The organism is Oxyplasma meridianum, from assembly GCF_038024865.1.
Classification (GTDB): Archaea; Thermoplasmatota; Thermoplasmata; order Thermoplasmatales; family Thermoplasmataceae; genus Oxyplasma; species Oxyplasma meridianum.
Genome location: NZ_CP133772.1, coordinates 1394103 through 1418705, shown reverse-complemented (window position 1 = coordinate 1418705; position 24603 = coordinate 1394103). Strand labels below are relative to the sequence as shown.

General features: G+C 40.8%; 23 protein-coding genes. 14 read left to right on the top strand and 9 right to left on the bottom strand.

The genetic code is table 11. The features are described 5' to 3' along the window. The first annotated feature begins 91 nt into the window (after nt 1–91). The 4 genes from OXIME_RS07380 to OXIME_RS07365 all read left to right on the top strand — a co-directional run bounded on the left by OXIME_RS07380 (nt 92) and on the right by OXIME_RS07365 (nt 3398). Nucleotides 92–1678 carry a B12-binding domain-containing radical SAM protein gene (locus tag OXIME_RS07380; protein ID WP_393971204.1) on the top strand — a complete coding sequence of 529 codons (1587 nt, stop codon included), beginning with the start codon at nt 92–94 and terminating at the stop codon, nt 1676–1678. A gap of 79 nt (nt 1679–1757) precedes the next feature. Continuing rightward, nucleotides 1758–2417, top strand: coding sequence for an HAD family hydrolase (locus OXIME_RS07375; protein WP_393971203.1), 660 nt, complete (start codon nt 1758–1760; stop codon nt 2415–2417). Nucleotides 2418–2549: 132 nt separating this feature from the next. After that, nucleotides 2550–2762 (top strand): hypothetical protein, encoded by a 213-nt coding sequence (locus OXIME_RS07370; RefSeq protein ID WP_393971202.1) that lies wholly within the window; start codon nt 2550–2552, stop codon nt 2760–2762. A 126-nt stretch (nt 2763–2888) separates the two neighbouring features. Further along, nucleotides 2889–3398: a hypothetical protein gene (locus OXIME_RS07365; RefSeq protein ID WP_393971201.1), complete on the top strand. Its 510-nt coding sequence runs from the start codon at nt 2889–2891 to the stop codon at nt 3396–3398. A 58-nt stretch (nt 3399–3456) separates the two neighbouring features. Here the strand turns inward: OXIME_RS07365 and OXIME_RS07360 are convergent, their stop codons facing one another. Then, nucleotides 3457–3597, bottom strand: a complete 141-nt coding sequence (locus OXIME_RS07360; RefSeq protein WP_393971200.1) for a hypothetical protein — start codon at nt 3595–3597, stop codon at nt 3457–3459. A gap of 116 nt (nt 3598–3713) precedes the next feature. Between OXIME_RS07360 and OXIME_RS07355 the strand changes: the two genes are divergently transcribed. Beyond that, nucleotides 3714–4100, top strand: coding sequence for a hypothetical protein (locus OXIME_RS07355; protein ID WP_393971199.1), 387 nt, complete (start codon nt 3714–3716; stop codon nt 4098–4100). Between the two features lie 4 nt (nt 4101–4104). On the opposite strand, the gene OXIME_RS07350 is transcribed toward OXIME_RS07355, so the two are convergent. Beyond that, on the bottom strand, nt 4105–5001 hold the full coding sequence (locus tag OXIME_RS07350) for a hypothetical protein (RefSeq protein ID WP_393971198.1): 897 nt from the start codon (nt 4999–5001) through the stop codon (nt 4105–4107). A gap of 73 nt (nt 5002–5074) precedes the next feature. On the opposite strand from OXIME_RS07350, the gene OXIME_RS07345 reads away from it, so the two are divergent. The 5 genes from OXIME_RS07345 to dph2 all read left to right on the top strand — a co-directional run bounded on the left by OXIME_RS07345 (nt 5075) and on the right by dph2 (nt 9914). Beyond that, nucleotides 5075–5836, top strand: coding sequence for an MBL fold metallo-hydrolase (locus OXIME_RS07345; RefSeq protein WP_393971197.1), 762 nt, complete (start codon nt 5075–5077; stop codon nt 5834–5836). 13 nt (nt 5837–5849) lie between these two features. Then, nucleotides 5850–6731: an NAD(P)-dependent oxidoreductase gene (locus OXIME_RS07340; protein ID WP_393971196.1), complete on the top strand. Its 882-nt coding sequence runs from the start codon at nt 5850–5852 to the stop codon at nt 6729–6731. 29 nt (nt 6732–6760) lie between these two features. Then, on the top strand, nt 6761–7489 hold the full coding sequence (locus OXIME_RS07335) for a hypothetical protein (protein ID WP_393971195.1): 729 nt from the start codon (nt 6761–6763) through the stop codon (nt 7487–7489). Between the two features lie 101 nt (nt 7490–7590). After that, nucleotides 7591–8847, top strand: a complete 1257-nt coding sequence (hutI, locus tag OXIME_RS07330; protein WP_393971194.1) for an imidazolonepropionase — start codon at nt 7591–7593, stop codon at nt 8845–8847. A gap of 56 nt (nt 8848–8903) precedes the next feature. Continuing rightward, nucleotides 8904–9914, top strand: coding sequence for a diphthamide biosynthesis enzyme Dph2 (dph2, locus tag OXIME_RS07325; protein ID WP_393971193.1), 1011 nt, complete (start codon nt 8904–8906; stop codon nt 9912–9914). On the opposite strand, the gene OXIME_RS07320 is transcribed toward dph2, so the two are convergent. From OXIME_RS07320 to OXIME_RS07310, 3 genes are all read right to left on the bottom strand, one after another. Further along, nucleotides 9911–11116, bottom strand: coding sequence for a tRNA (N(6)-L-threonylcarbamoyladenosine(37)-C(2))-methylthiotransferase (locus OXIME_RS07320; protein WP_393971192.1), 1206 nt, complete (start codon nt 11114–11116; stop codon nt 9911–9913). The two genes, dph2 and OXIME_RS07320, sit on opposite strands and share 4 nt — an antisense overlap. 80 nt (nt 11117–11196) lie before the next feature. Beyond that, complete coding sequence (locus OXIME_RS07315; protein ID WP_393971191.1) at nt 11197–12576, bottom strand: aspartate ammonia-lyase; 1380 nt, start codon at nt 12574–12576, stop codon at nt 11197–11199. A gap of 122 nt (nt 12577–12698) precedes the next feature. Next, on the bottom strand, nt 12699–13145 hold the full coding sequence (locus OXIME_RS07310; protein WP_393971190.1) for a hypothetical protein: 447 nt from the start codon (nt 13143–13145) through the stop codon (nt 12699–12701). Between the two features lie 226 nt (nt 13146–13371). On the opposite strand from OXIME_RS07310, the gene OXIME_RS07305 reads away from it, so the two are divergent. The 3 genes from OXIME_RS07305 to OXIME_RS07295 all read left to right on the top strand — a co-directional run bounded on the left by OXIME_RS07305 (nt 13372) and on the right by OXIME_RS07295 (nt 17005). Then, entirely contained in the window at nt 13372–15114 is a 1743-nt protein-coding gene (locus tag OXIME_RS07305; RefSeq protein ID WP_393971189.1) for a 2-oxoacid:acceptor oxidoreductase subunit alpha, read from the top strand. A 1-nt stretch (nt 15115) separates the two neighbouring features. Further along, the gene (locus tag OXIME_RS07300; protein ID WP_393971188.1) at nt 15116–15964 is read left to right on the top strand and encodes a thiamine pyrophosphate-dependent enzyme; all 849 of its coding nucleotides are present in this window, start codon (nt 15116–15118) and stop codon (nt 15962–15964) included. A 171-nt stretch (nt 15965–16135) separates the two neighbouring features. Further along, nucleotides 16136–17005, top strand: coding sequence for a DUF929 family protein (locus tag OXIME_RS07295; RefSeq protein WP_393971187.1), 870 nt, complete (start codon nt 16136–16138; stop codon nt 17003–17005). 125 nt (nt 17006–17130) lie between these two features. Here OXIME_RS07295 and OXIME_RS07290 read toward each other — a convergent pair whose 3' ends face one another. After that, complete coding sequence (locus tag OXIME_RS07290; protein ID WP_393971186.1) at nt 17131–17292, bottom strand: hypothetical protein; 162 nt, start codon at nt 17290–17292, stop codon at nt 17131–17133. 867 nt (nt 17293–18159) lie between these two features. Here OXIME_RS07290 and OXIME_RS07285 point away from each other — a divergent pair. Beyond that, nucleotides 18160–23217, top strand: coding sequence for an ABC transporter substrate-binding protein (locus OXIME_RS07285; protein ID WP_393971185.1), 5058 nt, complete (start codon nt 18160–18162; stop codon nt 23215–23217). A 561-nt stretch (nt 23218–23778) separates the two neighbouring features. On the opposite strand, the gene OXIME_RS07280 is transcribed toward OXIME_RS07285, so the two are convergent. The 3 genes from OXIME_RS07280 to OXIME_RS07270 form a co-directional block, all read right to left on the bottom strand. Then, nucleotides 23779–23946, bottom strand: a complete 168-nt coding sequence (locus OXIME_RS07280) for a hypothetical protein (RefSeq protein ID WP_393971184.1) — start codon at nt 23944–23946, stop codon at nt 23779–23781. 95 nt (nt 23947–24041) lie between these two features. Continuing rightward, entirely contained in the window at nt 24042–24338 is a 297-nt protein-coding gene (locus OXIME_RS07275; RefSeq protein ID WP_393971183.1) for a hypothetical protein, read from the bottom strand. Nucleotides 24339–24352: 14 nt separating this feature from the next. After that, entirely contained in the window at nt 24353–24595 is a 243-nt protein-coding gene (locus tag OXIME_RS07270) for a transposase (RefSeq protein WP_393971182.1), read from the bottom strand. Between the last annotated feature and the right edge of the window lie 8 nt (nt 24596–24603).

The following is a 24603-nucleotide window of genomic DNA, read 5'->3' as shown; positions in this document are numbered from 1 at the left end:
AACCCGTATAACTTACATTTTTACATTTTTCAAAATAAATATTTATCACTGCAAATAGTAAATTATTTTAATATCTAACTATTTTTACATTATGTGCGCTAAGGTTGTGCTTACAGCAGATCAAAGCTCCTTTACAAGCTATTCTGGGGTGTCAACGCTTGGATATGTTGCCTGCATGCCAGCAAGGCTGGTTCCGAGAATACTAATGGATAGAGTTTTTACACCTCCTCAGCAGTCAAACAGGAAGGGTGAAGCATTAAGGGCTCCATATGCATTAAGGAAGATCGAAGCCGCACTTCACTATAACGGCATCGACGATGTTATTGTATCTCCTCCGGATGACCTTGAGAAGGTTGTTGGAGAGGACACGAAGATACTGGGCATATCAGTTCACGATCCATATGGGTTGAGCCCGGTAAGTACAAAGTTAACAATGATTTTCGGTGGAGGTCCAAGCTGGACTGCTGAATTTTTTTCAGAACTGTCTGAAAAAGTTTCCCAATTGAAGAAGAGATTCGGGTTCAAGGTATTCATTGGTGGGCCAGCGGCATGGCAGATGGGCATGAAAAGACCGGATTGGGTAGATCTCATATTTAACGGTGAAGCAGAAGAGGATCTTCCCGGTCTGGTATCCAGGGGAATTGAAGATCTGGATCTTCCCAGGAACTTTACAGGCAAAAACCCTCCGGTTTCAAAAATCTCCAGGATAATAAAACCTGCACGCTTTGGTGAAGTGCAGGTAACAAGGGGCTGTCCAAGAGGTTGTCAGTTCTGTACCATCACCCCCGAAACATTCAGGTCCATACCGATTGAGGATATCATGGAAGAGGTGAAGCTTAATCTGGATAGTGGGGAGAAAAGCATTGAACTAATCACCGACGACATATTGCTATATGGTTCCAAAAGGCTGGCCACAAATCATAATTCAGTTGTCAATCTGTTCTCCTCGGTAAAAAAGGCAGGTGCAGAACAGATATACTTCCCCCATATATCATCTCCGGCTGTCCTGGACAGTCCGAAGACAGTTATGGATATATCCGAGATAACCGAATACCATAAGTACAGGGCCGAGGCACCAGTGGTTGGACTTGAATCAGGAAGTGAGCGCATTCTTCGTAAATACATGAATGGAAAACCTTTTCCATGGAGACCTGCAGACTGGAAAAACATAATACTTGATTCAACCCCTATACTCAATGATGCCTACATAACTCCATGCTATACCATGACAGTAGGTTTCGAGGACGAAACGGATGAGGATGTTGATCAGAGCATAAATTTGGTAGAATCCATTATAGACAACAGATACAGGGCATGGATCTTTCCTCTTGCAGTAATCCCGATGACAAGTTCAAGGCTTAAGGGAAAATCTTTCCCCATTATTGACAAACTTCCGGGAAAATACTGGGAACTTCTTTACATCGCATGGTCTTACGATCTCAAAATGTCAAAACAGATGCTTCCGGAAATGACAAAACGTATGGGAAACTCTGTAAGCAGGCATATTGTAAACCTGATGACGGACAAAATATTTTCAAGGATTGATAAGATATTCAAAGATCTGGCAGAGACCCACGGGCATAAGGCGTATGAATTTTCAGACATAAACCTGAACACAACAATTGGATTTTTGAAAAGCATCTACTGGCTTGGGGTTGCTTCATTCTCAAGTTCCTGAGTAATCTCATGAAGTTGAGAATATTATCTAAAAAACACTACTCACCATAACAATTTTTAGTGTCCATTTCATTAACCCAATGTATTATGGGGTGTTTCATATTATAAAAGCGGTTATATTTGATATGGATGGAACACTTCTTGACAGTGAGGGGATGTCAGCAGTTGCCACCGATTACGGATTCAGGAGGGTTCTGGGGCGGGGCATAACTGAAGAAGAGAATGCTGATCTAATAGGAAGGCCTGTTAAGAAAATACTGTCCCAGTGGTTTCCTGAAAAGGGAGATGAAATATATGAAACCGGAAGAAAATACTATAATGATAACATTTCATCCATCAGAGTATATCCAGGTATTAGGGAAATGCTTGAAAAACTTTCTGGCATGAATCTCAGGATGGCTGTTGTAACCTCCAGCCATAGAACAGATGCTGAAACCCTTCTGAACATTTTCGGAATCATGAAATATTTCCAGTTTTACGTGGGACAGGAAGATACTATCTATCAGAAACCTGATCCTGATCCACTGATTCTGGCTCTGAAAAAACTCCATGTCAAGAACACTGATTGTATATATGTGGGCGATCAGCCATACGACATCATTGCTGCCCATGGGGCAGGAATAAGACCACTGGGGGCAGTCTGGGGTTCCGGCAAAGTCGAAAGAATGGAACAGTACCATCCGGAAGCAATTCTTAAGGCGCCAGAGGAAGTCGTTAAATTGATATCCGAAATGCAATAGATCTGTAAAGGTAAATTATTGTGATGGAATATTTCCACCATGGAAAACATATCAATAAAAACGGATTAAATCCATTCAAAATCTCTTGAAAATAATTTTCTAGGAGACCTCAACCATCGGTATGTCACAATTTTGGAATATAACAGTAATGATGAAACACCTGTTCTTATAGGGCTTGCGGGATTTTACGTTACATCCTTTTCTTTAGTGAAAAGGAGTTTTTCCGGCATTGACTTCCTGAAAGTTCTTGAAAGAATTGCGGAGAAAAAGTTTGTTGAATCTTTTAAAATAGTTCTGCTTGACACAATGACCTCACAGGGAGGGAATCTGTATCTGAATTCCTGATCAGTTGGAAACTATGAGGATTTCATTTCAATTGATATTTCGAACTTTATCAGAAACAGCTTGGAAAAGAGAAAAATTGGGCTTTTCGGTAAGTCTTCCGGTTGATTCAGGTCCTACACACTTTCTGTGAGGCATCAGGATACTTTCAGTGGTTTCATAGATGTTTCTGGGGATTCAGGATTTGAGTACTGCTATCTTAGAGATTTTCCTTTATCCATAGATGTCCTTGGGAAACTGGGTGTGAAAGGCTTCCTAAAGAAGTTCAGATCATCAAACTTCCATGAAAATCAGGATCTTACAGTTAATGATCTTCTGTCAATGTCCGCTTTTTATTCACCTGATCCGGGAGAAGAATTGCGCATAAAACTCCCATTTGATCTAAGCACGGGAAAGGTTCATGACCATGTGTGGGGTCAATTGAAAGAATGGACCCACTGCGCAATGTCGTCAATCATATCCCTAGTTTTAAAAAAAATAAAAATAATTTTGCAGAAAGGCAGCCACGATGAATTCTCCATAAACACTGGAATAAATGGCATCAGTCAAATTATGAAGGAAAAGGAAATAGACCACTGTTCTGTCCATTATGATGCAGGGCATTTTGGAATATATTACATGTATAAAGACTCAGTATAAAGACTCAATATCAGATCTGCTAAACGGCATCATGCATTGAAACCGTAAATTCCCCATTTCAGAAGAGATCATTCTTTATGACAACTTCCCTCCATTCCGCGGGTGGAATGCTGAATTTTGCGCATATTTCCGGAACATCCACCCCCTGCTTCAGAAGTTTTCGGATCTGCTTTACCTCTTTTTTCGTGAGTTCCCTCATTGAGAATCACCTGCACTATTTCATAAATATGCTGAACTTGAATATTAGTTTTCCCAGCCTAACCGTTAAAATGGCATGAACTCTAAAGGTTAAATAATATCATATTATAGCAATTAATGGAAATATTCAAAAAAGATAGGGTCCTAAAAAGCAGTAAAAGCCTGAAAGAAGTAGCTAACAGTTTTGCAGACTACCTTAAGAATAACAACTGGAAGGTGCAGAGCAACATACAGGATGACAAGGCAATTATACAGGCTCAGAAGCCTGGCATTCTCAGAGACATCATCGCCGCAGACAGGGCACTGACATTTTCATTTGAGAATATCAATGATGAGATCAATGTTCATGTGGGAGTAGGGAAGCTCATAAAAAATTTAGCAATAACAGCCATGGAGGTTCTTTTTCTCTCAGAAATTTTCATTGTTATTGACATACCAGAAATTGCATGGACAGATCACGTTGAGAAAGGATTGCTGGAACAGCTTAATACACTGGCCCAGTAATATTCTATTTTTTTCTTTCTCTGTGCCCCTGGAATTGTGCAGGAGACCATGACCCATCAGCATTTCTGTGATAAGATACGTCATAGTTCTCCCGGAAGTCTCTGGTATCTGAGGCAGTTATCCATGGTATTATGGACCCCCATCCAGACCCTCTCATGAAGAGTTCACCGTGTTCTGGGTAACTCACCAGATCCTTTGCGGTGTAATAACTGTCGGGCCATATTTCCATGTCAAGGACCTCTATTTCCTCACCCCGATCTGCAAGCAACTGGCTGACCAGATCTGGTCCAGTAGGTTTCCCAATAAGTGTACCTGGTTCAATGTGAATACTTTTTGTTCCAATCATCAGTGTGGCCCTTCCGTTCAATAGAAGGTAGTATTCATCAACTGCAGAATGACTGTGTAGTCTTGCTGAAGAATTGCCAGGGCTTATCTTTTCCAGCCGGAAAAAAGATCTGGATGGACCTATCAGAGGCATGAAGAATCTTTGGTATCCGTCATCATCTTTTAGAGTCATGCGTTTCTCGGCATTATCCATGTCGCTTTCATGGAAGAGGTTAACCATGGGGGGAATCCATAAATTATTCTCCTCTTTTTCATATATATAAATTTCATCAGCCCACATTGAACAGAGTCGAAGGACAAATTCTCTGCCGGAGTCTGATAGTTGAGGTGTTGCAATAAATATTACCTTTCCGGAATTTTTGTTAAGGTAACCTCCAACCATTCCAAGTTCATCCCACAGCCAGTTTGAGAAAGGATATGCCCTTCTGCCATGTCCCTGGGGTAAATCTCCCGGATATCCAGGAAAAAATAGATCCCATGCAATATCCGATCTTATAAGTGGTACCATATTATCTTTAATCTCTTCTCTATCTACCAGTAATATTTTCATGATCATGAAACATTACTGTATATAATAATCCGCCTTTGATCTGGAAAGTATCATATGCTATATATTTATTCACCATTCAATGCAGGGCATAGGCTTCAATATTGTTGCAAGCGGAAGTGCTGGCAACTGCAGCCTGATCTGGGACAACGACGATCTTATCATAATAGATATGGGTATTTCAAGGAAGAGGCTGAATAAAAGGATTGAAGAATTGAATATTAATACATCACAAAAGTCACTTTTCATATCTCATGAACATTCAGACCACTGCAGCGGTGTAAGAAACCTGAAGACAAATCCTGGATTCGATATTTATACAAGGGAAATGACAGGTTACGCAGCAGGATTCAGGGATTTTTACAGAATTAATGGTGAAGCAGTCATCGGAAATTTCCGAATAAAAGCTATAAATATCTCTCACGACGCTTCAGATCCTGTGGGATATGTGGTAGAAAGCTCCAGAATGAAAATAAGCGTTGTATCAGACCTGGGCATTGCAACGCATGATCTGCTGGAAAATATAAAGGGGTCTCATATACTGGCACTGGAATCAAACCATGACGAGGAAATGCTCAGGAACGGCCCCTACCCTATAGCCCTTAAAAACAGGATTTCTGGTAGATTTGGTCATCTTTCAAACCACCAGACTGCAGATGTGCTTGAAAAGGTTGTTACGCAGGATACACGAATCGTCCTGACTCACCTGAGCCAGAAAAATAATATGCCGGATCTTGCACTGGAAAAAGCCAGGACAAGACTGGAAGACAAACACATATTATACAAAAGCCTGGAGTGTGCCACCCAGGAAAACGGCAGTTCTTTATATTTTCTTGAAATTTGAATCAAGGTGGAGAATGACGTCTGATATAGGTTTCATAGGTCTGGGAAAGATGGGGAGGCCCATACTTTACAACATACTGAAGAAATACAAAGTAACCGGCATATATAACCGGACAAAGCAGAAGGCTGATGAATTTGGGGCTCTTGGGCTTAAGGTTTTTCAATACCCTTTCCAGGTTTCATCCAACTGCAACATAATATTTGTTATAGTTACCGATTCTCAGGCTTCTCAGGAAATAATCTCAGGCAAGAACGGGCTTCTCAGTCACATAATACCGGGTACAATCATAGTGGATATGAGCACAATTTCACTGAAAGCCTCAAATGAAAACAGGGCAAATGTCATGGAAAAGTCATGTACATATGTGGACTGCCCTGTGATTGGGAGTGTGTCATTCGCACAGAATGCTGAACTAACCGCACTTTTCGGAGGCGAAAAGAAAGCCTTTGACACAGTAAAACCTTTCCTTGAAGCATTCTCAAAAAATATATTCTATATGGGTGACGGCGGGAACGGCATTAAAATGAAACTGATCCACAACATGCTTCTTGGTGAAAATCTTGCAGCATTGAGCGAAGCACTTGTTTTCGGTGACCGGCTGGGCATGAACAGAGAACAGATGTTGGATATCCTGTCAGTCAGCTCAGCCGGGTCAACTGTATTGGGCATAAAGCGGGAACCCCTTCTTAAGGAGGATTTTATCCCTGCCTTTCTTCTCAACCATGAGATCAAGGATATAAACTACGCACTGGAGATGGCAAAGGATTCAAGAATATCCCTGCCTCTGGGAGGTCTAACGTCACAGATGTATGCCTCCGCTTCATCTATTGGTTACGGAAACCTTGACATGTCCGCCGTGATAAAGGCATTCAAGAGAATTAACGGTGAAAAGTAATTATATGCATTACGTGTTTGAGTGAACAGATGCTTCAATTAATTCTCCTTATACTGGTTGCAGTTGCAGTTCTTCTTGCAGGTTCTGTGACCGATGTCATGAGGCGTACTGTCAGTTCCTATCTTTTCATTCCACTCTTTGCTGCTGGTATTGTTTTCCTGGCCCTATATATCAACCCTCCATACTGGTTTTACCTTGTTGGAATCCTTATTTTCGTGGCTTCTTTCATGAAAACTGACCTGGTGATATACCCAGTTGCCGGTGTTATATTTCTGGTTATCTCCCTATTCCTAGCCTTTCAGGTATTCATATTTGGTTTTGATCTTCTGGTAATGTCAGCCATTTTCCTCATGGGTTTCCAGGAGAGATTCTTTGGCATTGGCGACATCAAGGCTCTAATTGCTATATCATTCTCATTCATAACAATCCCCATGCTTACCCCCCTGACATCAAGACAGAGAGTTATTTCGTCATTTGTCCCTTTTTCCATGGCGCTTCTCATCAATGTTGCCATTTTTTCCATTGTTTTCGTTCCCTACATGGTTTACCTCAACAAAAAGGCAGGGAATAAGCCTGGGAATTCTTCAATATTTGCACTCAGGTATAACCAGGAAATGTACGAGAAAAACAGCAGGAAATTCTCAATTCATGAATACAGGGGCAAAAAATACATGCAGTATCGTACGCCATTCATGATCTCAATTACGGGCGGCTTCATACTGACACTTCTCCTTGGTTTCTGGATTATGTTTCTCTGAATTTTGAAATCCTCTTACAAATATATAAATTATTGCAGAAACAATACATTTTTAAATCTATGATGTGAAAGAAATTATATGCCTTATTATAATATAAAAGTATGAAAGATACACTCATCCTAAATGCATCTGAAATTCTCACCATGGAAGGATCTGGCTGGGAGCCGCTTAAATCAGAAAAGATGAAAAGATTGAAGGTGATGGAAAACAGTGCAATTCTCATCAGGGAAGGCATAATAAGAGAAATAATGACATCTGAAAAGGCTGAGAAATATATGAAAGGGAACAGCATCCATGCAGTTGATGCAAAGGGCAATGTTGTGATGCCTGGGCTTGTGGATTCACACACGCATATAGTATATGCTGGAACAAGAGAAGAGGAATTTTACCAGAAAATATCCGGAAATGGGTATATGGAAATACTTGCTTCCGGCAATGGAATATATCGAACAGTCAGGGATACGCGAAGCTCCAGTGGAGACGAGATTTTTAGCCAGAGCATGAAAAGGGTCTATGAGAGCGTTTCAACAGGCACAACATCCATGGAGATCAAGACAGGATATGGACTTGATCTATCCACTGAAACAAAGATGCTGGAAGTGATCCACCGGATAAAAAATACAGGAATTGTCAATGTAATTCCAACATTCCTCGGTATGCATGCCATTCCACAGGGGCAGAGGGAAAATGAATACTCCAACTACGTAATCTCTGCGATGTTTCCCAGAATGAAAGACAGGGTAAAGTTTGTGGATGTCTTCTGCGACAGGGGGGCTTTTTCTGTCTCTTCCACATCCGAGATGGCAGAAGTAGCGAAGGCTAACGGCCTTCGACTTAAACTGCACTGTGATGAGTTTGCAGATATAGGATGCCTGGATCTCTGTGAAAAATACCATCCACTGACGGTTGATCATCTTCTTGTCACGGATCAGAGGGGGATGGATAAAATAGCCAGATCAGGCACAATTGCAACTTTCCTCCCCATGACAGCCTTCAATGTTGCAGACGGAAAGTATAACGATATTGGTGCTTTCATAAGAAGGGGGATTCCGGTTGCCCTTGCATCAGACGCATCTCCTGTTTCCTACAACAGCAACCTCTTCTTTGCAATGCATCTGGCTGTAAAGTACTGCAGGATGTCAATAGAAGAGGCCCTTAACGCAGCCACGATTAATGGTGCATTCGCATGCGGTATGGAGGGCCAATATGGATCTATTGAATCTGGGAAGAACGCAGACATTATTATCCTCAATGTTGACAGTTACAGAAAAATTCCTTACGAATACGGTATAAGGATGGTAAATTCGGTAATGAGAAACGGTGAGTTGATCTATCGCGATGGGGCGTTTCGATCATGAATAAGGGGTAAATCAGTCATGAATTAATACCTGTTAAGGATATTGGAAAGTTAAAATTGAAACTACTTGACCTTAATGAAACCATTGTTAAACTCAATGAAATGGGCGCAAAAAAGATACTGCTTCAGCTTCCGGACGGGCTTAAGCCTCACGTGTTCGATTATTTCAACAAGCTGTCAGCAAGCTTCAACATAATTGTATCGTCAGAATCATTCTACGGTGCATGCGACATAGGTTCAAGAGACGTATATTCCCATGTGGATGCAATAGTTCAGCTAGGTCATTCTGAAATTCCCAACATAAAATACCCTAAACCTGTCATTTTCCTGGAATACCGTGATAGCCACAAGATAGTGTTTCCGGAGGATATTTTCAATTCTCTCAAGGCGGGAGGGTATAGAAAAATTGGTCTTTTATGCTCAGTACAGTACATTGATCATATGAAGGAGGTAGATTCAATCCTGAAAAAAATGGGTTTCTCCACAGTAACAGGTATTCCCGACCGAAGGATGAAATATCCGGGGCAGGTTCTCGGATGCAACTTCAGCGCTGCACATGCAATCCAGAACAGCGTTGACTGCCTTCTCATTGTTACAACCGGAAAATTCCACGGAATTGGTGTTCAGCTTTCCACCAGCACCGATGTGTTTATCCTTGATCTTAACGATCTCTCCCTAAAGAATATAAAAGATGAGACTGACAGATTCATAAGGAAGAGATATGTGGGCATCTCAAGGGCACTTGACGCTGAAAAATTCTGTGTTGTGGTTGATACAAAAGTGGGGCAGTACAGGGAAAAAGTTGCTGAAGTCATAGTGGACAGAATAAGAGAGATGGGAAGGGAGGCCGTTATTCTTAAAGCAAATGAGGCAAACCCAACAGACTATTCAAACATGAGGTGTGATGCTGTTGTGTTCACGGGCTGTCCAAGAGTACCCATAGACGATGCTGATAAATTTGCAATGCCAATACTTACTGTTACAGAGTTCCAGATGCTGTTTTCCAAAAATCCTCCAAAAAGGTATGTTATGGACGAGATTGTTGCCGTAGATGAGATAAAAGCCTAAAGGACTTTGCCAACCAGATATGTAGAACCTGTATCAACTATTTCAGCATCCACCTTGCTGTAAAGCCTCTGTTCACCAGTTACAACCACGGATCTGTATGCCTGGTCTCTTCCCACCCAGGTACCGTTCTTTCCCTTTTCAGTAATAATAATATTTTCAACTTTACCAACTATAGAGGAAAGTTTATCCGAAAGAATCTCCCTGTGCATCTCTGTATAAACCTTTGTCCATCTCTTAACCAAATTCGTATGGGGGGTCCTTTTGTTAAAATCTGGGGTATATGGCCTTGGGGAAAAGCGTGTGATGTTTATTATATCCGGCCTGGTCTTCTCTATTATCCTCACTGTATTCTCGAAGGATTCCATATCCTCACCGTGGTATCCGGATATTATGTCAGTGGAAAGGGTGGAATCCGGGAAACTTTCCCTAAATCTGGATTTTATTGTCACGAAATCCTCAGCACAGTATTCCCTGTTCATGAGTTCAAGAATCCTGTCATCTCCGCTCTGAACCGGCACATGGAGGAATTTGAAAACCTTTGCATTTTTCATGGAATCAATCAGCGGATCAAGTATGGTCATGGTATTCTTCGGCTCCATCATCCCTACCCTTACCATGAAATCCTCATCTATTGAAATTATGGCATTAACAAGTGAGGGGAGGTCTGTTCCAAGGTCTTTGCCATACGCAGCGGTATCAAGTGAACTGATCCTCACCTCCCTTATGCCACGTTCAAGCTGCAATCTGACCTGACTCACAATCTTCTCTGGCTTTCTTGATAACAGTTTTCCCCTGGCAATTCTGGAAATGCAGTAATTGCAGCTTCCTGTGCAACCCTGGTTTATTGGAATCCCATCAAATATTGATGGTTCCTTAATCTCTATATCATCCAGTTTTCCAGTGTAAAAGGATCGCATCTCTCCCGGCGTGATCATTTCAATTGAATCTGATGAAATCTGTTTTCCGGTAACAGTTGGCAAACAACCCAGAACCTTCACATTTGACTTTGTTGACAGATGGTCAATACGGTTCAGCATCTTCTCCTCTGTATGCTTTATGACCACACAGGTCCCAATGACACTGATATCTGCATCCTCAGGACTCTGGACTATGGTGTCGCCATCCTTCATCATGCCATTGACGTAAAGGGCAGATTCAGACTTTGAAAGTGTGCAGCCATAAGATTCAAAATATATCTTCATCTTTATGGGTCAATATATGAATAATATTTTATCTTTTTTTAAGAGATTTTAAAAATAAGATTAGTTGGTACTGGAAAAAATCAGGATTTACCAGGTATCCCGCTGGCCATTATCTTCATGAACTCTTCCTCAGTTACCTTTCCGGTAGCAAGTGCAAGCTCCTTTATGGACTTCCCTGAGGAAAGTGCCTCCCTGACGATCTTTGCCACATTGTCATATCCAAGGTATGGATTGAGAAGGGCGGCTGATCCAAAGCTCTTTGAAAGATGTTCCCTGCACACTTCTTCGTTTGCAAGAAGTCCGTCTATTAGTTTTGTCCTGAACATTTCCATTCCATGAGTCATGAGATCAATGGATCTTGTTAGTTCGAAGTCTATATGTGGCATCATAACATTGAGTTCGAACTGCCCGGCCTGGACAGACAGGTTAAGTGCCTGCTGAGCCCCTATAACCGAATGGCATATCATATTCATTGCCTCAGCTATTGAAGGATTGACCTTTCCGGGCATTATTGAAGACCCTTGCTGGACAGCAGGTATTGTAATCTCATGTATGCCTGTCCCCGGCCCTGAATAACTCAGTCTTATATCGTTTGCCATTTTGGTGATATCAAGTGCAAGATTTGCAACACCGTTCATCATCCTGGAAAAATCTGTCATGAATTCCATTATTCCCGGGAGGTTTCTGCTTTCCCTGAACTTCATTCCGGTTATTTTGGAAATTTCAGCCACAACATTTTTCTGGTAATCAGGCGCTGTGTTTATTCCAGTTCCAACTGCTGTACCCCCTATATTCAACTCCATTATGTAGTCAAGATCTGTTTCAATCTCCTTCAAATCTTTTTCCAGTGCGTAAGCATATGCACTCATCTCAATTCCAAGAGTTATGGGTGCCGCATCCTGAAGATGCGTTCTGCCAGGCTTGACAATATTATCAAACTCCTCAGCCTTCTTCTTTAAAGATTCAATGAGTTTTTTCAATTGTGATAGGAGTTCAGGGGATTTCCTTGCGACTGTCATTCTAATCATCGTGGGATAAACATCGTTTGTTGACTGGCTCATATTCACATGGTCATTGGGGTGAATGTACATGTAATCGCCCTTGTTTTTCTTGCCAATTTCCAGTGCAACATTTGCAATGACTTCATTTGCATTCATATTGTAAGATGTTCCAGCCCCAGCCTGAAATTGATCCACAATGAATTGGTCTTTGTGTTCTCCACTCATTATGAGATCGCATGCCTTCACGATGAAATCAGTTTTTTCTCTGTCCAGTTTTCCACCTTTATTATTGGCAATTGCAGCGGAACGCTTCAGAGCTACAATTGACCATATATGATCAAAATCTGCAGTGAGTCCCGTGATCTTGAAATTCTCTCTTGCTCTGTAGGTATTAACTCCGTAATAGAATCTGTCATCAATTGTGACATCTCCAAGAACATCCTTTTCTATTCTGCTCATAACATGTTATATTAAAAGAATATAAATGGATTATGAGGCATTGTTAAGAACATTTTCAACACAGATGAGAGTAATATTGAATACATCTAGAAAATCTATGTGTAATAGTGTGGCCGGAAATCCTATATCTCCAGTTTTATCTCCCAGTTCATCCTGTCCTGTATTATGTCGGTCTTAAGGCCCCGGCTGTTAATCATTTCAGCAATTTTCCTGGCTTTCTCCTCTGAAGTGTATTCCAGATATATGGCATCAAGACCGAATTTCGGCATAAGTTCCTGATCGGCAAGAATGTCCTGAATTTTTTCCATCCTCTTTATGAAAGTATCCTTGTCTGCATGGAATGATCCTTTCTCAATCCTCAGGATTCCATTCTGGACTATTCCATCGTATGCTGTCTTCCTTATTCTTGTAATCCTGTTCTTTGTGAAGTATACGCTGAAACCACTGGAGAAGGAAAGTGCAGAACCCACAAGAACTATTATCCCTATTATAAGTCCACCTTTTTGCAGCAAGATAAATACAGCAAAAATAAGTAAAATAAATCCTATGACTATGGTCGTTCTCTTCATCGGGTCTGGCTATATTGTAATAATCTTTGATAAGTTTTTGCTTATAAAATAGATTCATGCATATCAATCTGAAAATTACAATGTGAATTTTCTTTGCTAAAATGGCGATATTTGAACCTTTAACTGAGGAATATTGTCCCATTGGAATATTTCCATGCACTACATATCTTTTTGAATCTAACTGCATAAGCATTAATAGAATTTAGTGATTTACTAGACGATTAAAATGAAAAATGATGAAGTCATTATCAGAGTAGGAGGAGCAGCGGGGGATGGTGTACAATCTGCTGGTCTTATAATTGCAAAAGTTTTTTCCAGAAGTGGAATGCACGTAAACACCTATAATTATTATCAGAGTATTATCAGAGGCGGGCAGAGCTGGTATCAGATCAGAGCCTCTCACCGGGAGGTTAGGTCACAGGGTGATGGTCTTGATGTTTTAATAGCGTTGAACAAGGATGCCCTTGAGAGACATACAAATCCAAAAATAAATGAAGGTGGGGCTTCACCACTTCCCAAAGATGGAGTGGCAATAATGGACAGTACACTTACCGGCTACAAGGAGTTTGATGTTGATTATACTCCTGTACCACTTGGTGAAATAGCCTTAAAGTACAGCAAGAACACTCTCCTGAAGAATACAGTAGCAATAGGAGCCGCAATGGGTAGCCTGCAGATGAATTTTGACACTCTGGCTGACGTAATACGTGACCAGTTTGGAAAGAAGGGCGATATAGCAGAACAGAACGTGAAAGCTGCCAGGGAAGGTTATGATTACTACCAACAAAAATATAAGAAGTTAAACAAAGAACTCAAGGTAAGCAATGAGAAAAGATACCTGATCGCAGGGGGAGAGGCTGCAGGTCTCGGAGCCGTTACAGGAGGACTGAAAATGTACTTTGGTTACCCAATGACCCCCGCCTCATCAATTCTTCACTTTCTAGCAGAACATTCAAGGCAGTATGGTGTGTTTGTCAAGATAACAGAAGATGAGATTTCAGCAATAAACATGGCTATAGGCGCAAACTATGCCGGTGTGAGGGCTATGACAGGGTCTTCTGGAGGAGGCTTCTCCCTCATGACCGAGGCACTGGGTATGGCAGGAATGGTTGAAGTGCCTCTTGTTGTCTACGAAGCACAGAGAGCAGGCCCCTCAACAGGCCTTCCCACTAAAACAGAACAGGGAGATCTCATGCAGGTTTTAGGGGCATCTCAGGGAGATTACCCCAAGGCAATAATAGCTCCAAGAAACATTGAGGAACTATTCTATCTTACAAGAGAAGCTCTGAATATAGCCGAAAGATACCAGATGCCTGTTATACTGATGGTGGATCTTTATCTCGCTGAGCACTATGAAACCATTTCAAAACCAGATCTAAACTTTAAAATAGATCATGGCAAGAGAGCCCAGGATAACCAAAAGGATTACAAGAGATATGCATACAGTGAAGATGGCATCTCGGTGAGGGCAATTCCAGGGCAGCCAGGCCTCATGCATAATGAAGACTCAGATGAGCACAATGAATATGGGGATGTTGTCAGTGATGCAGAGACGGATCCAACTCTAAGGATACTCTCCATGGAAAAGAGAATGAGGAAGATGGAAACATACAAGAAAGAAATACCTCCCACGCCCACATACAGATCAGATGATGCAGAGTACATGGTTGTTCAGTGGGGTTCAACACAGGGATCTGTGGAAGAGGCCGTCGATATACTCAGGGAGAAGGGACTTAAAGTCGGAGCGCTGGAGATATTCCATGTTTATCCTCTCAACAGGGATATAGAAAAGAAACTCAGCGGAAAGAAGAAGATAATTGTGGTGGAAAACAACTTTTCAGGGCAAATGAACAGGTTGCTTAAATCAGAATTTTCAATTAAAACTGAATTAATTACCAAATATGACGGGGAAAGTTTTTACCCGGAAGCTCTTTCAAAAGAGATAGAAAAGAAAATAGGGGGAAATTAAAATGGTGACAATAGCTGATTATAAAGGAAAGGTAAAGCCTGACTGGTGCCCAGGTTGCGGTAATTTTGCACAGCTCTCGGCAATTTCAATGGTGCTGGCAAATATGGGAATAGAACCCAAAGATGCTGTAATAGCCTCAGGAATAGGCTGTTCAAGCAATTTGCCGGAATTTATCAACACGTATGGATTCCACGGGCTTCATGGAAGGCTTATACCTGTTGCCTCTGCGATAAAGTGGGCAAACCCCAAGCTGACTGTGATAGGATATGGAGGTGACGGGGACGGTTTCTTCGAGGGAACACAGCACTTCTACCATGCAGCAAAGAGGAATATTGACATAACGTACATTGTTTCTGACAATCAGGTCTTCGGTCTGACAACAGGGCAGGCCTCACCAACAGCTGAAATGGGAATGAAAACAAAGTCAACGCCCAACGGAAACATAGAAAAGCCATTGAACCCGTTGGACTTTGCACTTGCAGCAGGTGCAACATTTGTGGCAAGGGCATTTTCCGGGGATGCAAAGCATCTTCAGGAGATGATTAAACTGGGTATTCAGCACAAGGGCTTCTCTTTCATAGATGTTTTCAGCCCATGCGTAACATACAACAAGAACAATTCATACGACTATTTCAGGAAGAGAGTTTACAAACTGGAGAACAATGATAAGACGGATCTTCTTGGTGCATACAAACTTGCTCAGGAACTTGGAGATAAAATACCTATAGGTGTTCTCTACGAGAAAGATGAGAAAACCTATGAGGATTATGATCCAATAATAGCCGACACATCCCTCGTTGAAAGAGAACCGGTAAAGATCACAGAGGAATTCCTTGAGGAATTCCTTTAATCTTTGACTTTTCGGATTAAATTTTTTAGAAAACATTTTTCAAAATCAAAAAATCCTCTCTTTCATTTGATCCAATCACTTTCATTTCATTCTAAAAGTAAGGTTCTCGAAAAATTTATAAGATATAATTTGAATATCTGTATAGCTATTTCCAGGAATAGTGTCGTTTAGATGAGCAATAATAAGAACAACAAAAAAGCTAAGAAGCCTGATCCTGTCAATCCTAGGTCAATAATGGTGCAAAAGGTTGCAGTTATTGTTGTGGGCATTATTCTCATTGTCACCGTCCTTTACTTTGCAGGTTATATACCTCATCCTTCTATCAGCAAATCAAGCCAGCCAGCTTTCACTGCACCCACAAGTATACCCTGGGGGTCATTCACAGAGATAAGTAATCAGAACTTCGCTGGATCAGGTGCAGAAAATATTTATTTTATTACGTGGGTAGGCTGCCCAATCGGAGCCTCAATATCATGGTCGCTTAACTACACCCTATCACATTATCAGGGTGTATCAAATATCAAGACAGATGGTCATTATTCGGATCCAAATGAGAAGGAGGAGATCGCAAGTCTGCCAGGTCTTCTGTTCCTGGATTCACTGTCTTACACCAGCAGTATCACAGGGGCAAAGGTATCATTTTACCCTGTATATATGTACAATGAGACACTTTTTGCATATGCAAGCAACAATACAGCAATATCACAATCAGATCTTGTAAGTGCGGGAATGTCTGTTGTGAATTCGTCTGTGCCTTCAGGCATAGCCTCACTTGTCTACAAATACACGAATTTGGTAAACATCAGCAATCTTTCACCCTACACTCCATCAGCCTTTTTGAGCAATCCTAACCATATGAACACAGTTCTAGTAATTACAGGAAGTTTTGGAACATATATGCTTAATGGTCAGCTTTACCCTCCGGCATATATTCATGGCATAAGTTACAAGGATCTTGAGGGGGCGCAGGCAGATGGATTCAGTGGGTATCCCTATATTGCAACCGGCGCTCAAACAATAGAAAGCATATTAAGCAAATAGATCAGTCCTTAGGTAAGGGTAATGATAATGTTCAACTCAGGTGTAATAGCAGCATAACATTTTTATAAACTTTTTGTGAATAGAAACTTTTCATCTGTATGCCTGTTCAAGATAACTTACCATATTCAAAATGAACCTGAGTTTTCCTGGAAAAAGCCCAATAGAAATCCGTTCTTAAAACCTTGCCAATTGTTATGAATTAGTTTCATTCCCAGCATAAGCAGTCTCAGTCCAACCTGCTTCAGGCATGCCAGGTGCATGCCTGTTCCTGTCGCAGTCCAGATCACTGTTATCGCATCTAAATATCTTCCAGGCAGGGTGCCTTAATTTGCCATTGCATGCATGAAATTGGGATGAAGTTTCTCTCTGATTCAAGTATATTGTTTTTCTTTTCCACTTGTATTCAATTATTTTCTAAAATTCACTATATGGACCTCTGTTCATGTATTCCGGAATATGAGATATTCATCACAAGGGACAGATGCCATTAAGAATCCATGCTGAAAAGGGTATCATACCAGTATCATACAATCATAAATGATCAATATGGGAATAAGAATGAAGAGATGCATGTTCCATATTGATAAAAATATGGTACATAAGATTTGTAAAGATTTGTAAATAAGGAGTGGAGAATGAACTTGACATGGCCATGCGCATGATAAGATGCATGTTCTTTTAGAGTGAAACAGACGTGAAGAGAGTTGGAAAGAACAGTGATGCTATAAGGAAACTCACCAAATGAAAAGGTGAAAAAGAGATGGTTGGAATAGTGCTTGAAAAGATTGAAAGCCTCTATGGTAAAAATGAAATAATGAAGAATTTCATCAAGTCTGTAAAAAAAAATAAAAAAAATGTTCCTGTAGATGGAGAATCCTGAAGTGGTAAAGATTTTTGGTCTTGAATAACAGTACTTCTCCATAGAGTCATGGCTGTTCAAGCATAGGTTCAAGACCAATGAGGAATTGATCAGGACATCCTATTGGTATCACAGGTACCTATTAACCGGCTATCACGATTCTTATTGATGTGTATATAGAATCTGCATAAACTCTCCTAATTATTTGATTGCCATGGCAAATCTCTTATTAACTAACAAATGACAATCTTAAGTCTAAGAAACTTTTATATACGATTTTTCCAATCTCCCAATAATGAAAGCAATTTTCAAAAATCATAGGATTATGAAAACAATTGTAGTTTTTGCTGTTGTAATTGTGGCGGCAATGTTCATAATGGAATCTTTTTCAGGTTCCTTCAATGATCTGGGTACCGCAACTTCCACACATGCTACAACAATAAGCTCAGCGGTGAGTCCATCTGCATCTGCATCCAGCATAACAAGTGCAAATGGAACTTATACTCAAGCAGAGGTGGGAAACATAAATCACCTTAATTATTACAGTGCATCAACTGTTTGTGATTTCATGCTTCTGGATGAGATATACGATTCCCCATACAATTTCATGCCAAACGAAACCTATCAGCCTTGGCTGGCAACTGGGTTTAATATAACTGCAGCGCCTGCAAACATGACAACATTTGATCCCATCACCGGCGCACTAATGCCTGTGAGTGAAATAGCAACTGTTCAGATAAGACCGGGAGTTCAGTGGAATGACTGGACACCTGCAAACGCTGCTTCTACATACAATTACTCAACCTCAACCTCATTCGTATCACCAAGTGGAGTTTCGTGCACCTGTAACTACAAAAATGTTACCTTTATATCAGCAAATGGGAAACTCCAAACAGAGAACTATACGCAAAAAAACTTGACTAACTTGACTATGAAAACATATTATGTGCAATCGGCAGACTTTATACTTTCATGGAAACTACTGTACGCGTCTGAAGATCTTTCTGGAGAATACCAGTACCTTGTTAATATGCTTCCAGTGAACAATCTTACAGTTTCTTACTATTTAACAGCACCCAATGCTCTGTTCGAATCAACCATGCTTGATACTCCAATATTGCCGTATCATATCTGGGACAGCCATGCGTATGCATCAACGCCAGGCTTGTGGAACTATTCAGCATCACTTCCTGCATCTGATTCTTACAATGCATGGACCCTTGGGTACAACCCAACAACAGGTTACGCACCAGGACTTGTTGGAACTGGTCCGTACATGATGTATGCCGGATATGGCATGCCCAAAGGTGCATGGATATCATCAGATTACTGGCAGCTTTATGCAAATCCTAACTACTTTGTTCAGAATGTGCCAGGTTTGGCACAGTACATGCCAAAACTCTACTCCATAAAGACCATAATATATTCAACATATTCAGCGGCGGTGGCTGCCGAGGCCAGTGGACAGGTCCAATCAATTTTGGATATACCATCAACTTTCCTTCCCACCGTGAAGACAATTCCCTATACCTATACCTACGACAAGCCGGGTACAGGATATGGATATCAGCAGATAAATTCCTACAGTGCAAATGCACCATTCAACATAACTTCCTTAAGACAGGCACTTGAGTATGCAATACCGAAGACCTATCTTGCTACTGTAGTGGCAGAAGGTTTCTCAACTCCTGGATCATCAACAGTAATTCCTCCGTCTGATAGCGTATGGAGGGCAAACGTTCCTTACTACCATTTCGATCTGGCAAAAGCTGAGGAAACAATAAATGCAACCATTAACGCAACACATGGTCAGTTGAGCTACTCATCAAGTGGGGGGAAGAATTATTTTAGTCCTGGCGCAACCCTTTACTACATGGGGAAACCGGTTACTATATCCATACAGATAACTGTAGCCTCTGAAAATCCACTTGGGGTGGAGGGAGCAAATATTATAGCCTCAGATTGGGACACATTAGGAATACACACATCTGTAAAAGAAGAATCTTTCTCTACTCTTGTTTCCAATCTTGTTGATCTAAGTCCCAGCAGCCCTGATACATACAGTGCAATATCACTTGGGATATCAGGCATAGTAGGAAATCCGGCCGATGATTTCATAACATTCAACAATAATGTCAACGGAATTGGAACAGGATTCTATTTGGGACCATATACCGATTTCACCTATACAGGGCCAACAATACACCTAAACTCCACCTGTTCACTTTCGACAAATACAAATTACACTGGCACTCAGGTAATTAATTTGATGGACAACCTAACTGATTACATGTTAACCAACAGCAGCGTATCAGGCGATCTTAATGCTTCAGACATGATCCAGCAGATCCAGGCAGAGCAAGCAACATTTGAGAACCTGGGGTACGGTATTGATATCATTCCAATAACAAACTCAACGTTTACAGGAATACAGAAATCTAGTCTTCCAATAACCGATTTCTGGTACTGGAACTTCTTCTCACTTCATCTGAGGAAGGTCCCGCTGGTAACAAAGGTTCCAGTGGTTCCACAGCATCTGGAAGTTGGAGTAGTTTCAAACTCCCGGATATATTATGATGGGCAGTACGGTAACGTAACTATACAGGTAAGAAACCAGTATGGAACTCCAATAAACAATGCCTCAGTGACAGTTGGATATACTCCCAGTGGAGCTTTGCTGAATATTACCTCATACACCGGGGTAACAAGTGGGAACGGAACATATAGGTTTGAGTTTAAGGTGTCACCTCTGAATACCCTGATTTATACCAGCGATTATACAGGAGAAATAAACTTGTCAGCATCAGCAACCGACACCTCTATCAATGCTGTAGGTGGTCTAGGTAGTACTCATTTTGATGTTTCTCCACAGCCTGTTGCTTATAGGATCGTGAGTATGCCAACCCTCGACATGAAAGATTCAAGCACATTTAAAAACATGACTGTGGAGGTATATAACCCACTAGATGGAAGCCCGGTATCGGGATATTCTTATACCGTACAGGTTAATGCTGGCGTATTGAATATGACAAATGTAACTCCAGCCACTTTTAGCACGCTTGCAGGAAACCCGTCTACAGAACTCTATGCACCCACAAACTTTGGAAACGAAACACTTGGCAATGTCAGTATGAGTGGATACACTGACGCAACACTTACTCCAAATGGAACATTTGCTGTTGCTTTAATGAATTCAACAAATGGAAATATTAGGCTTGTAAACCTTACTTTAAATGCAGCAACAGGGATGCTTCCAAGAGATATTAAAGTTGGAAAGATGTTCAAAGTCGGCGAAAATCCAGACGCAATACAGATAGTGCAGGTAAATCCAATGAATGCAACATCTGTATGGGCATTCGTTGCCAATTACGGATCAAGTAATGTTACAGCTGTAAACCTTACAAACGGTAAAACATACAATTACAATGTTGGCAAAAACCCTGTTAGTATACAACTTGCACTTAACGGTCCAAACGACAGCTTTGCATACGTTCTGAACAAAGGGAGCAACAACATAACTGTCTTGAACATGACCAACATGAATCACGTATTCTCAGCAGCTAATATATCACTTGGTACCGGTCTTGATGCATCAGACATGCAGTTCGCTGAGAGTGAAGGTTACTTGCTAGTCTCAGATACAGCAAAAAGCCAGATAGAAGTTGTTAACATAACCAATGCAATGGGGAACATGTGGTCCGTAGTAGGAAACATGTCCCTGGGATCGGGAGTTATGCCAACCAACATAAGTGAAAGCGGTGGAATGCTTTACGTTCAGGAAGATGGAACAGGCAACGTTGCTATATACAGCTTGATAAATATAGGGTTTAACCCCTATCTGAACAATGCTGGTTATAATGCATCTAGCCATATGCTTGTAGCAAATGTCCCAATTGGGCACATTAAGTCCATGGCACTGGCAGAGGGGTTCCTTCTTGTAACAAGCACTGCAACTGATAACGTTACGGCCATTGCTACATCCAATGTCGGCAGTTATTCAACAGCAGACATGATAGTTGAAAATCTAACCACTATGGGAACTGGGACTGACATTACTGTCCTGGGATCAGTCGCACTAACAACATCATCCACTGAACTTACCATGATAGGCGGTGTAAACAACATTATATATCAGCAATTTGACATGGAACAGGTACAGGGCAAAACCAATTCCACAGGGGAATTTACAATTGGACTGCAGATGGTTGGAAAATACACCGCTGACTATAGCCTCATGGGAATGAATCTTACAAGTTATGTCTTCCTTGGAAACTACCAGTCAGGTGCACCAGTCTTTGGAGAGGCTCCATATATGGATATAGCCCAGCTGACATCCCCAACAAATGCCAATGGTTTCGGTGTGGCTCAGCCTGTTGAGATACCAGTCCAGATAACCATGGAGGCACCTCATTACAATATTTCGATATCGCTATCTTCTCCAAGCATCTCTTCAGCTACTGGAACAGATAATGTAACAGTCACTGTAACAAACGCGGGTAAACCGGTACCTGATTATGAGGTAAGTCTGGTCAGTCAGAATGCACTTGGCGCTAACCGTGGATATTTCACAAACACAAGCGGAGCTGTAACAGGGCAGATAGCTGTACCGGACCTTAACAGCCTGTTTGGAAGTGTCAATTTAACTGGCATACAGTTAGTAACAAACTCCAAAGGAATAGCCAATGCAACATTCTATGCAGGAATGTATGGAGTTATAAATAAAGCAGATGGATCCCTGGACAAATATGTAGCTCAATCATTTACTGATCCATACTACGTACCGGCTGATGTATTCCAGTTGAGTGCAATTGGTCAGTCAAGCGCTTCCAATGTATCAACAGTGTATTCAATGCCTATGGTAAACAATGTGTCACCAAGCACAGTGATGAACTTCTATGTTCCTCAGAACATTCATATGAATGGGACCACAGCAGTAGGAAGTGGAAAATCTTTCCAGTTATACGTGAACTCCACATATGATCTGGCAGCAGGTCCAGGAGCACCTAATGTGTCATTTACGGCAACAGTAAACTATGGAAAACTTTCTGCAACTAATGGCACTACGAATGCAAATGGTTCATCCATGCTTACCTACACTGCCCCAACAGTATCAAATCTTACACTGGTAACATTGACAGTTACCATAAATGGATCAGGGCAGAATTTCACATACACTTTCTATGTGGCTCCATCCCATGTAGTTACACCGTCATCACCGGTGATTGATTATGTGATAATGGGGATACTGGGCGCAATTGCTGTGATATTCATAGGCCTGTTTGCAATGGAAGCGGCAAAGGTCAGGAAAATGGGTCCTAAAACCCCTCCTCCTTCGGCTCCCCCTACACAATAATTTTTTTAATATTTTATTTATAACGTTATATTTTTTATTTATTGACTTAATTTTTTCTTCAGATTGTCTGTAATAAATTATAGCCTGTACGTTTATACTTAATAACGCGTTTGCATGTTTGGAATTCTTGATATAAACGCATAGGGAGTACCTGAGAGATTTTATTATAGGCAAATATTTTGAATTCAATTAAAAATGAACTATCTTTAGAGGTTTTCTATTAACTTTCTGATTCAACAAATCTAAGAGAATTCTTCCATAAAAACTGAAAATTATAAGGATATGATCCTGTCTCTCCTGATCTTCTTTCTTCTTTTTTTTCTTTAGTTTTTTATTTATTTTCATGTAGCTTCATAGCTGACGCTTCCATATGCCATTTGATCCTGTATATTTTGTAACCAATACTAGCAAATATGAATCTTTATTCCAACTCTTTTAATTAATATGACCAGTACATGGGAGAAGTGGAACATTCTTCTTATAAGGGCATATTGATCTTCAACTATTTCTCGTTTAGTGTATCTGGTCTTATTACCTCTGGATCTGATCTATGGAAAGCTTTCACCCACTGACAGCATTATCCATGGTACCTTCATTACCATTACAATGTGAATTCAAGTATCCTCTGTCACCATAGTTTGTCTTTTCATGTTCTGATATATTGATGGAGGCATCATGAACTGATGCCCTTGTTACCATGAATATGACAACATATGCATCCTCATCCACACTATTATGTTCCTTGTAACCCAAGAATAATTTTGATGCCCTCTTTGTCCATGTACCATCCTTGTCTCTCCTTGGATCTTCTTGTCTCGGAATATCTATACTCTTCCCTCATGATCCTTTTCTTCTCTTCTGAGATGATCTTTGCATGTCTTCTTTGCATGTCTTTTCTTTTTCTTAGTCATCTTCTTCTCTGAATTGGTCTCTTTCTCTTTGATATCTGCATTTCCTACCATGTTAATCTCTGCAGGTAAAATCATGTTTATAGATACAAGAGATCTCTTCTCTCCATGTTTTCCTGGATCTGCTGTTATGATCATGCTGCCCTGTGCAGTGATCTTTACATTGATATCCTTCATGGATCCTGTAGGCACCATTATTCTATTCTCTCTCAACTGTTAGATTTAATTCATTCCATATGGCATGATCCCTTCAAGTTTTTTGATAACCCTTCCATGGAGATCCAGATGGTTCTTGCATCTGGCAACCTGTCAGGATAATTTAGGCAATTCATGAAAGATATGCCCTCTATCATCATGGTTTCAGCCTTTTCATCCACCATGTTGTATTCACTCTTTAGATATAGTACCTTGATCATTGTCGTAATAGGGATGTTAGATACAACACCTCTTTCTGTATGGTTATAATACATGTTATTCA

Coding starts and splice junctions, on each gene's coding strand:
- OXIME_RS07380 (WP_393971204.1), top strand. CDS start 92: ATGTGCGCTAAGGTTGTGCTTACAGCAGATCAAAGCTCCTTTACAAGC.
- OXIME_RS07375 (WP_393971203.1), top strand. CDS start 1,758: ATGTATTATGGGGTGTTTCATATTATAAAAGCGGTTATATTTGATATG.
- OXIME_RS07360 (WP_393971200.1), bottom strand. CDS start 3,597: ATGAGGGAACTCACGAAAAAAGAGGTAAAGCAGATCCGAAAACTTCTG.
- OXIME_RS07355 (WP_393971199.1), top strand. CDS start 3,714: ATGGAAATATTCAAAAAAGATAGGGTCCTAAAAAGCAGTAAAAGCCTG.
- OXIME_RS07350 (WP_393971198.1), bottom strand. CDS start 5,001: ATGATCATGAAAATATTACTGGTAGATAGAGAAGAGATTAAAGATAAT.
- OXIME_RS07345 (WP_393971197.1), top strand. CDS start 5,075: ATGCAGGGCATAGGCTTCAATATTGTTGCAAGCGGAAGTGCTGGCAAC.
- OXIME_RS07340 (WP_393971196.1), top strand. CDS start 5,850: ATGACGTCTGATATAGGTTTCATAGGTCTGGGAAAGATGGGGAGGCCC.
- OXIME_RS07335 (WP_393971195.1), top strand. CDS start 6,761: ATGCTTCAATTAATTCTCCTTATACTGGTTGCAGTTGCAGTTCTTCTT.
- hutI (WP_393971194.1), top strand. CDS start 7,591: ATGAAAGATACACTCATCCTAAATGCATCTGAAATTCTCACCATGGAA.
- OXIME_RS07320 (WP_393971192.1), bottom strand. CDS start 11,116: ATGAAGATATATTTTGAATCTTATGGCTGCACACTTTCAAAGTCTGAA.
- OXIME_RS07315 (WP_393971191.1), bottom strand. CDS start 12,576: ATGAGCAGAATAGAAAAGGATGTTCTTGGAGATGTCACAATTGATGAC.
- OXIME_RS07310 (WP_393971190.1), bottom strand. CDS start 13,145: ATGAAGAGAACGACCATAGTCATAGGATTTATTTTACTTATTTTTGCT.
- OXIME_RS07305 (WP_393971189.1), top strand. CDS start 13,372: ATGAAAAATGATGAAGTCATTATCAGAGTAGGAGGAGCAGCGGGGGAT.
- OXIME_RS07300 (WP_393971188.1), top strand. CDS start 15,116: ATGGTGACAATAGCTGATTATAAAGGAAAGGTAAAGCCTGACTGGTGC.
- OXIME_RS07295 (WP_393971187.1), top strand. CDS start 16,136: ATGAGCAATAATAAGAACAACAAAAAAGCTAAGAAGCCTGATCCTGTC.
- OXIME_RS07285 (WP_393971185.1), top strand. CDS start 18,160: ATGAAAGCAATTTTCAAAAATCATAGGATTATGAAAACAATTGTAGTT.
- OXIME_RS07270 (WP_393971182.1), bottom strand. CDS start 24,595: ATGTATTATAACCATACAGAAAGAGGTGTTGTATCTAACATCCCTATT.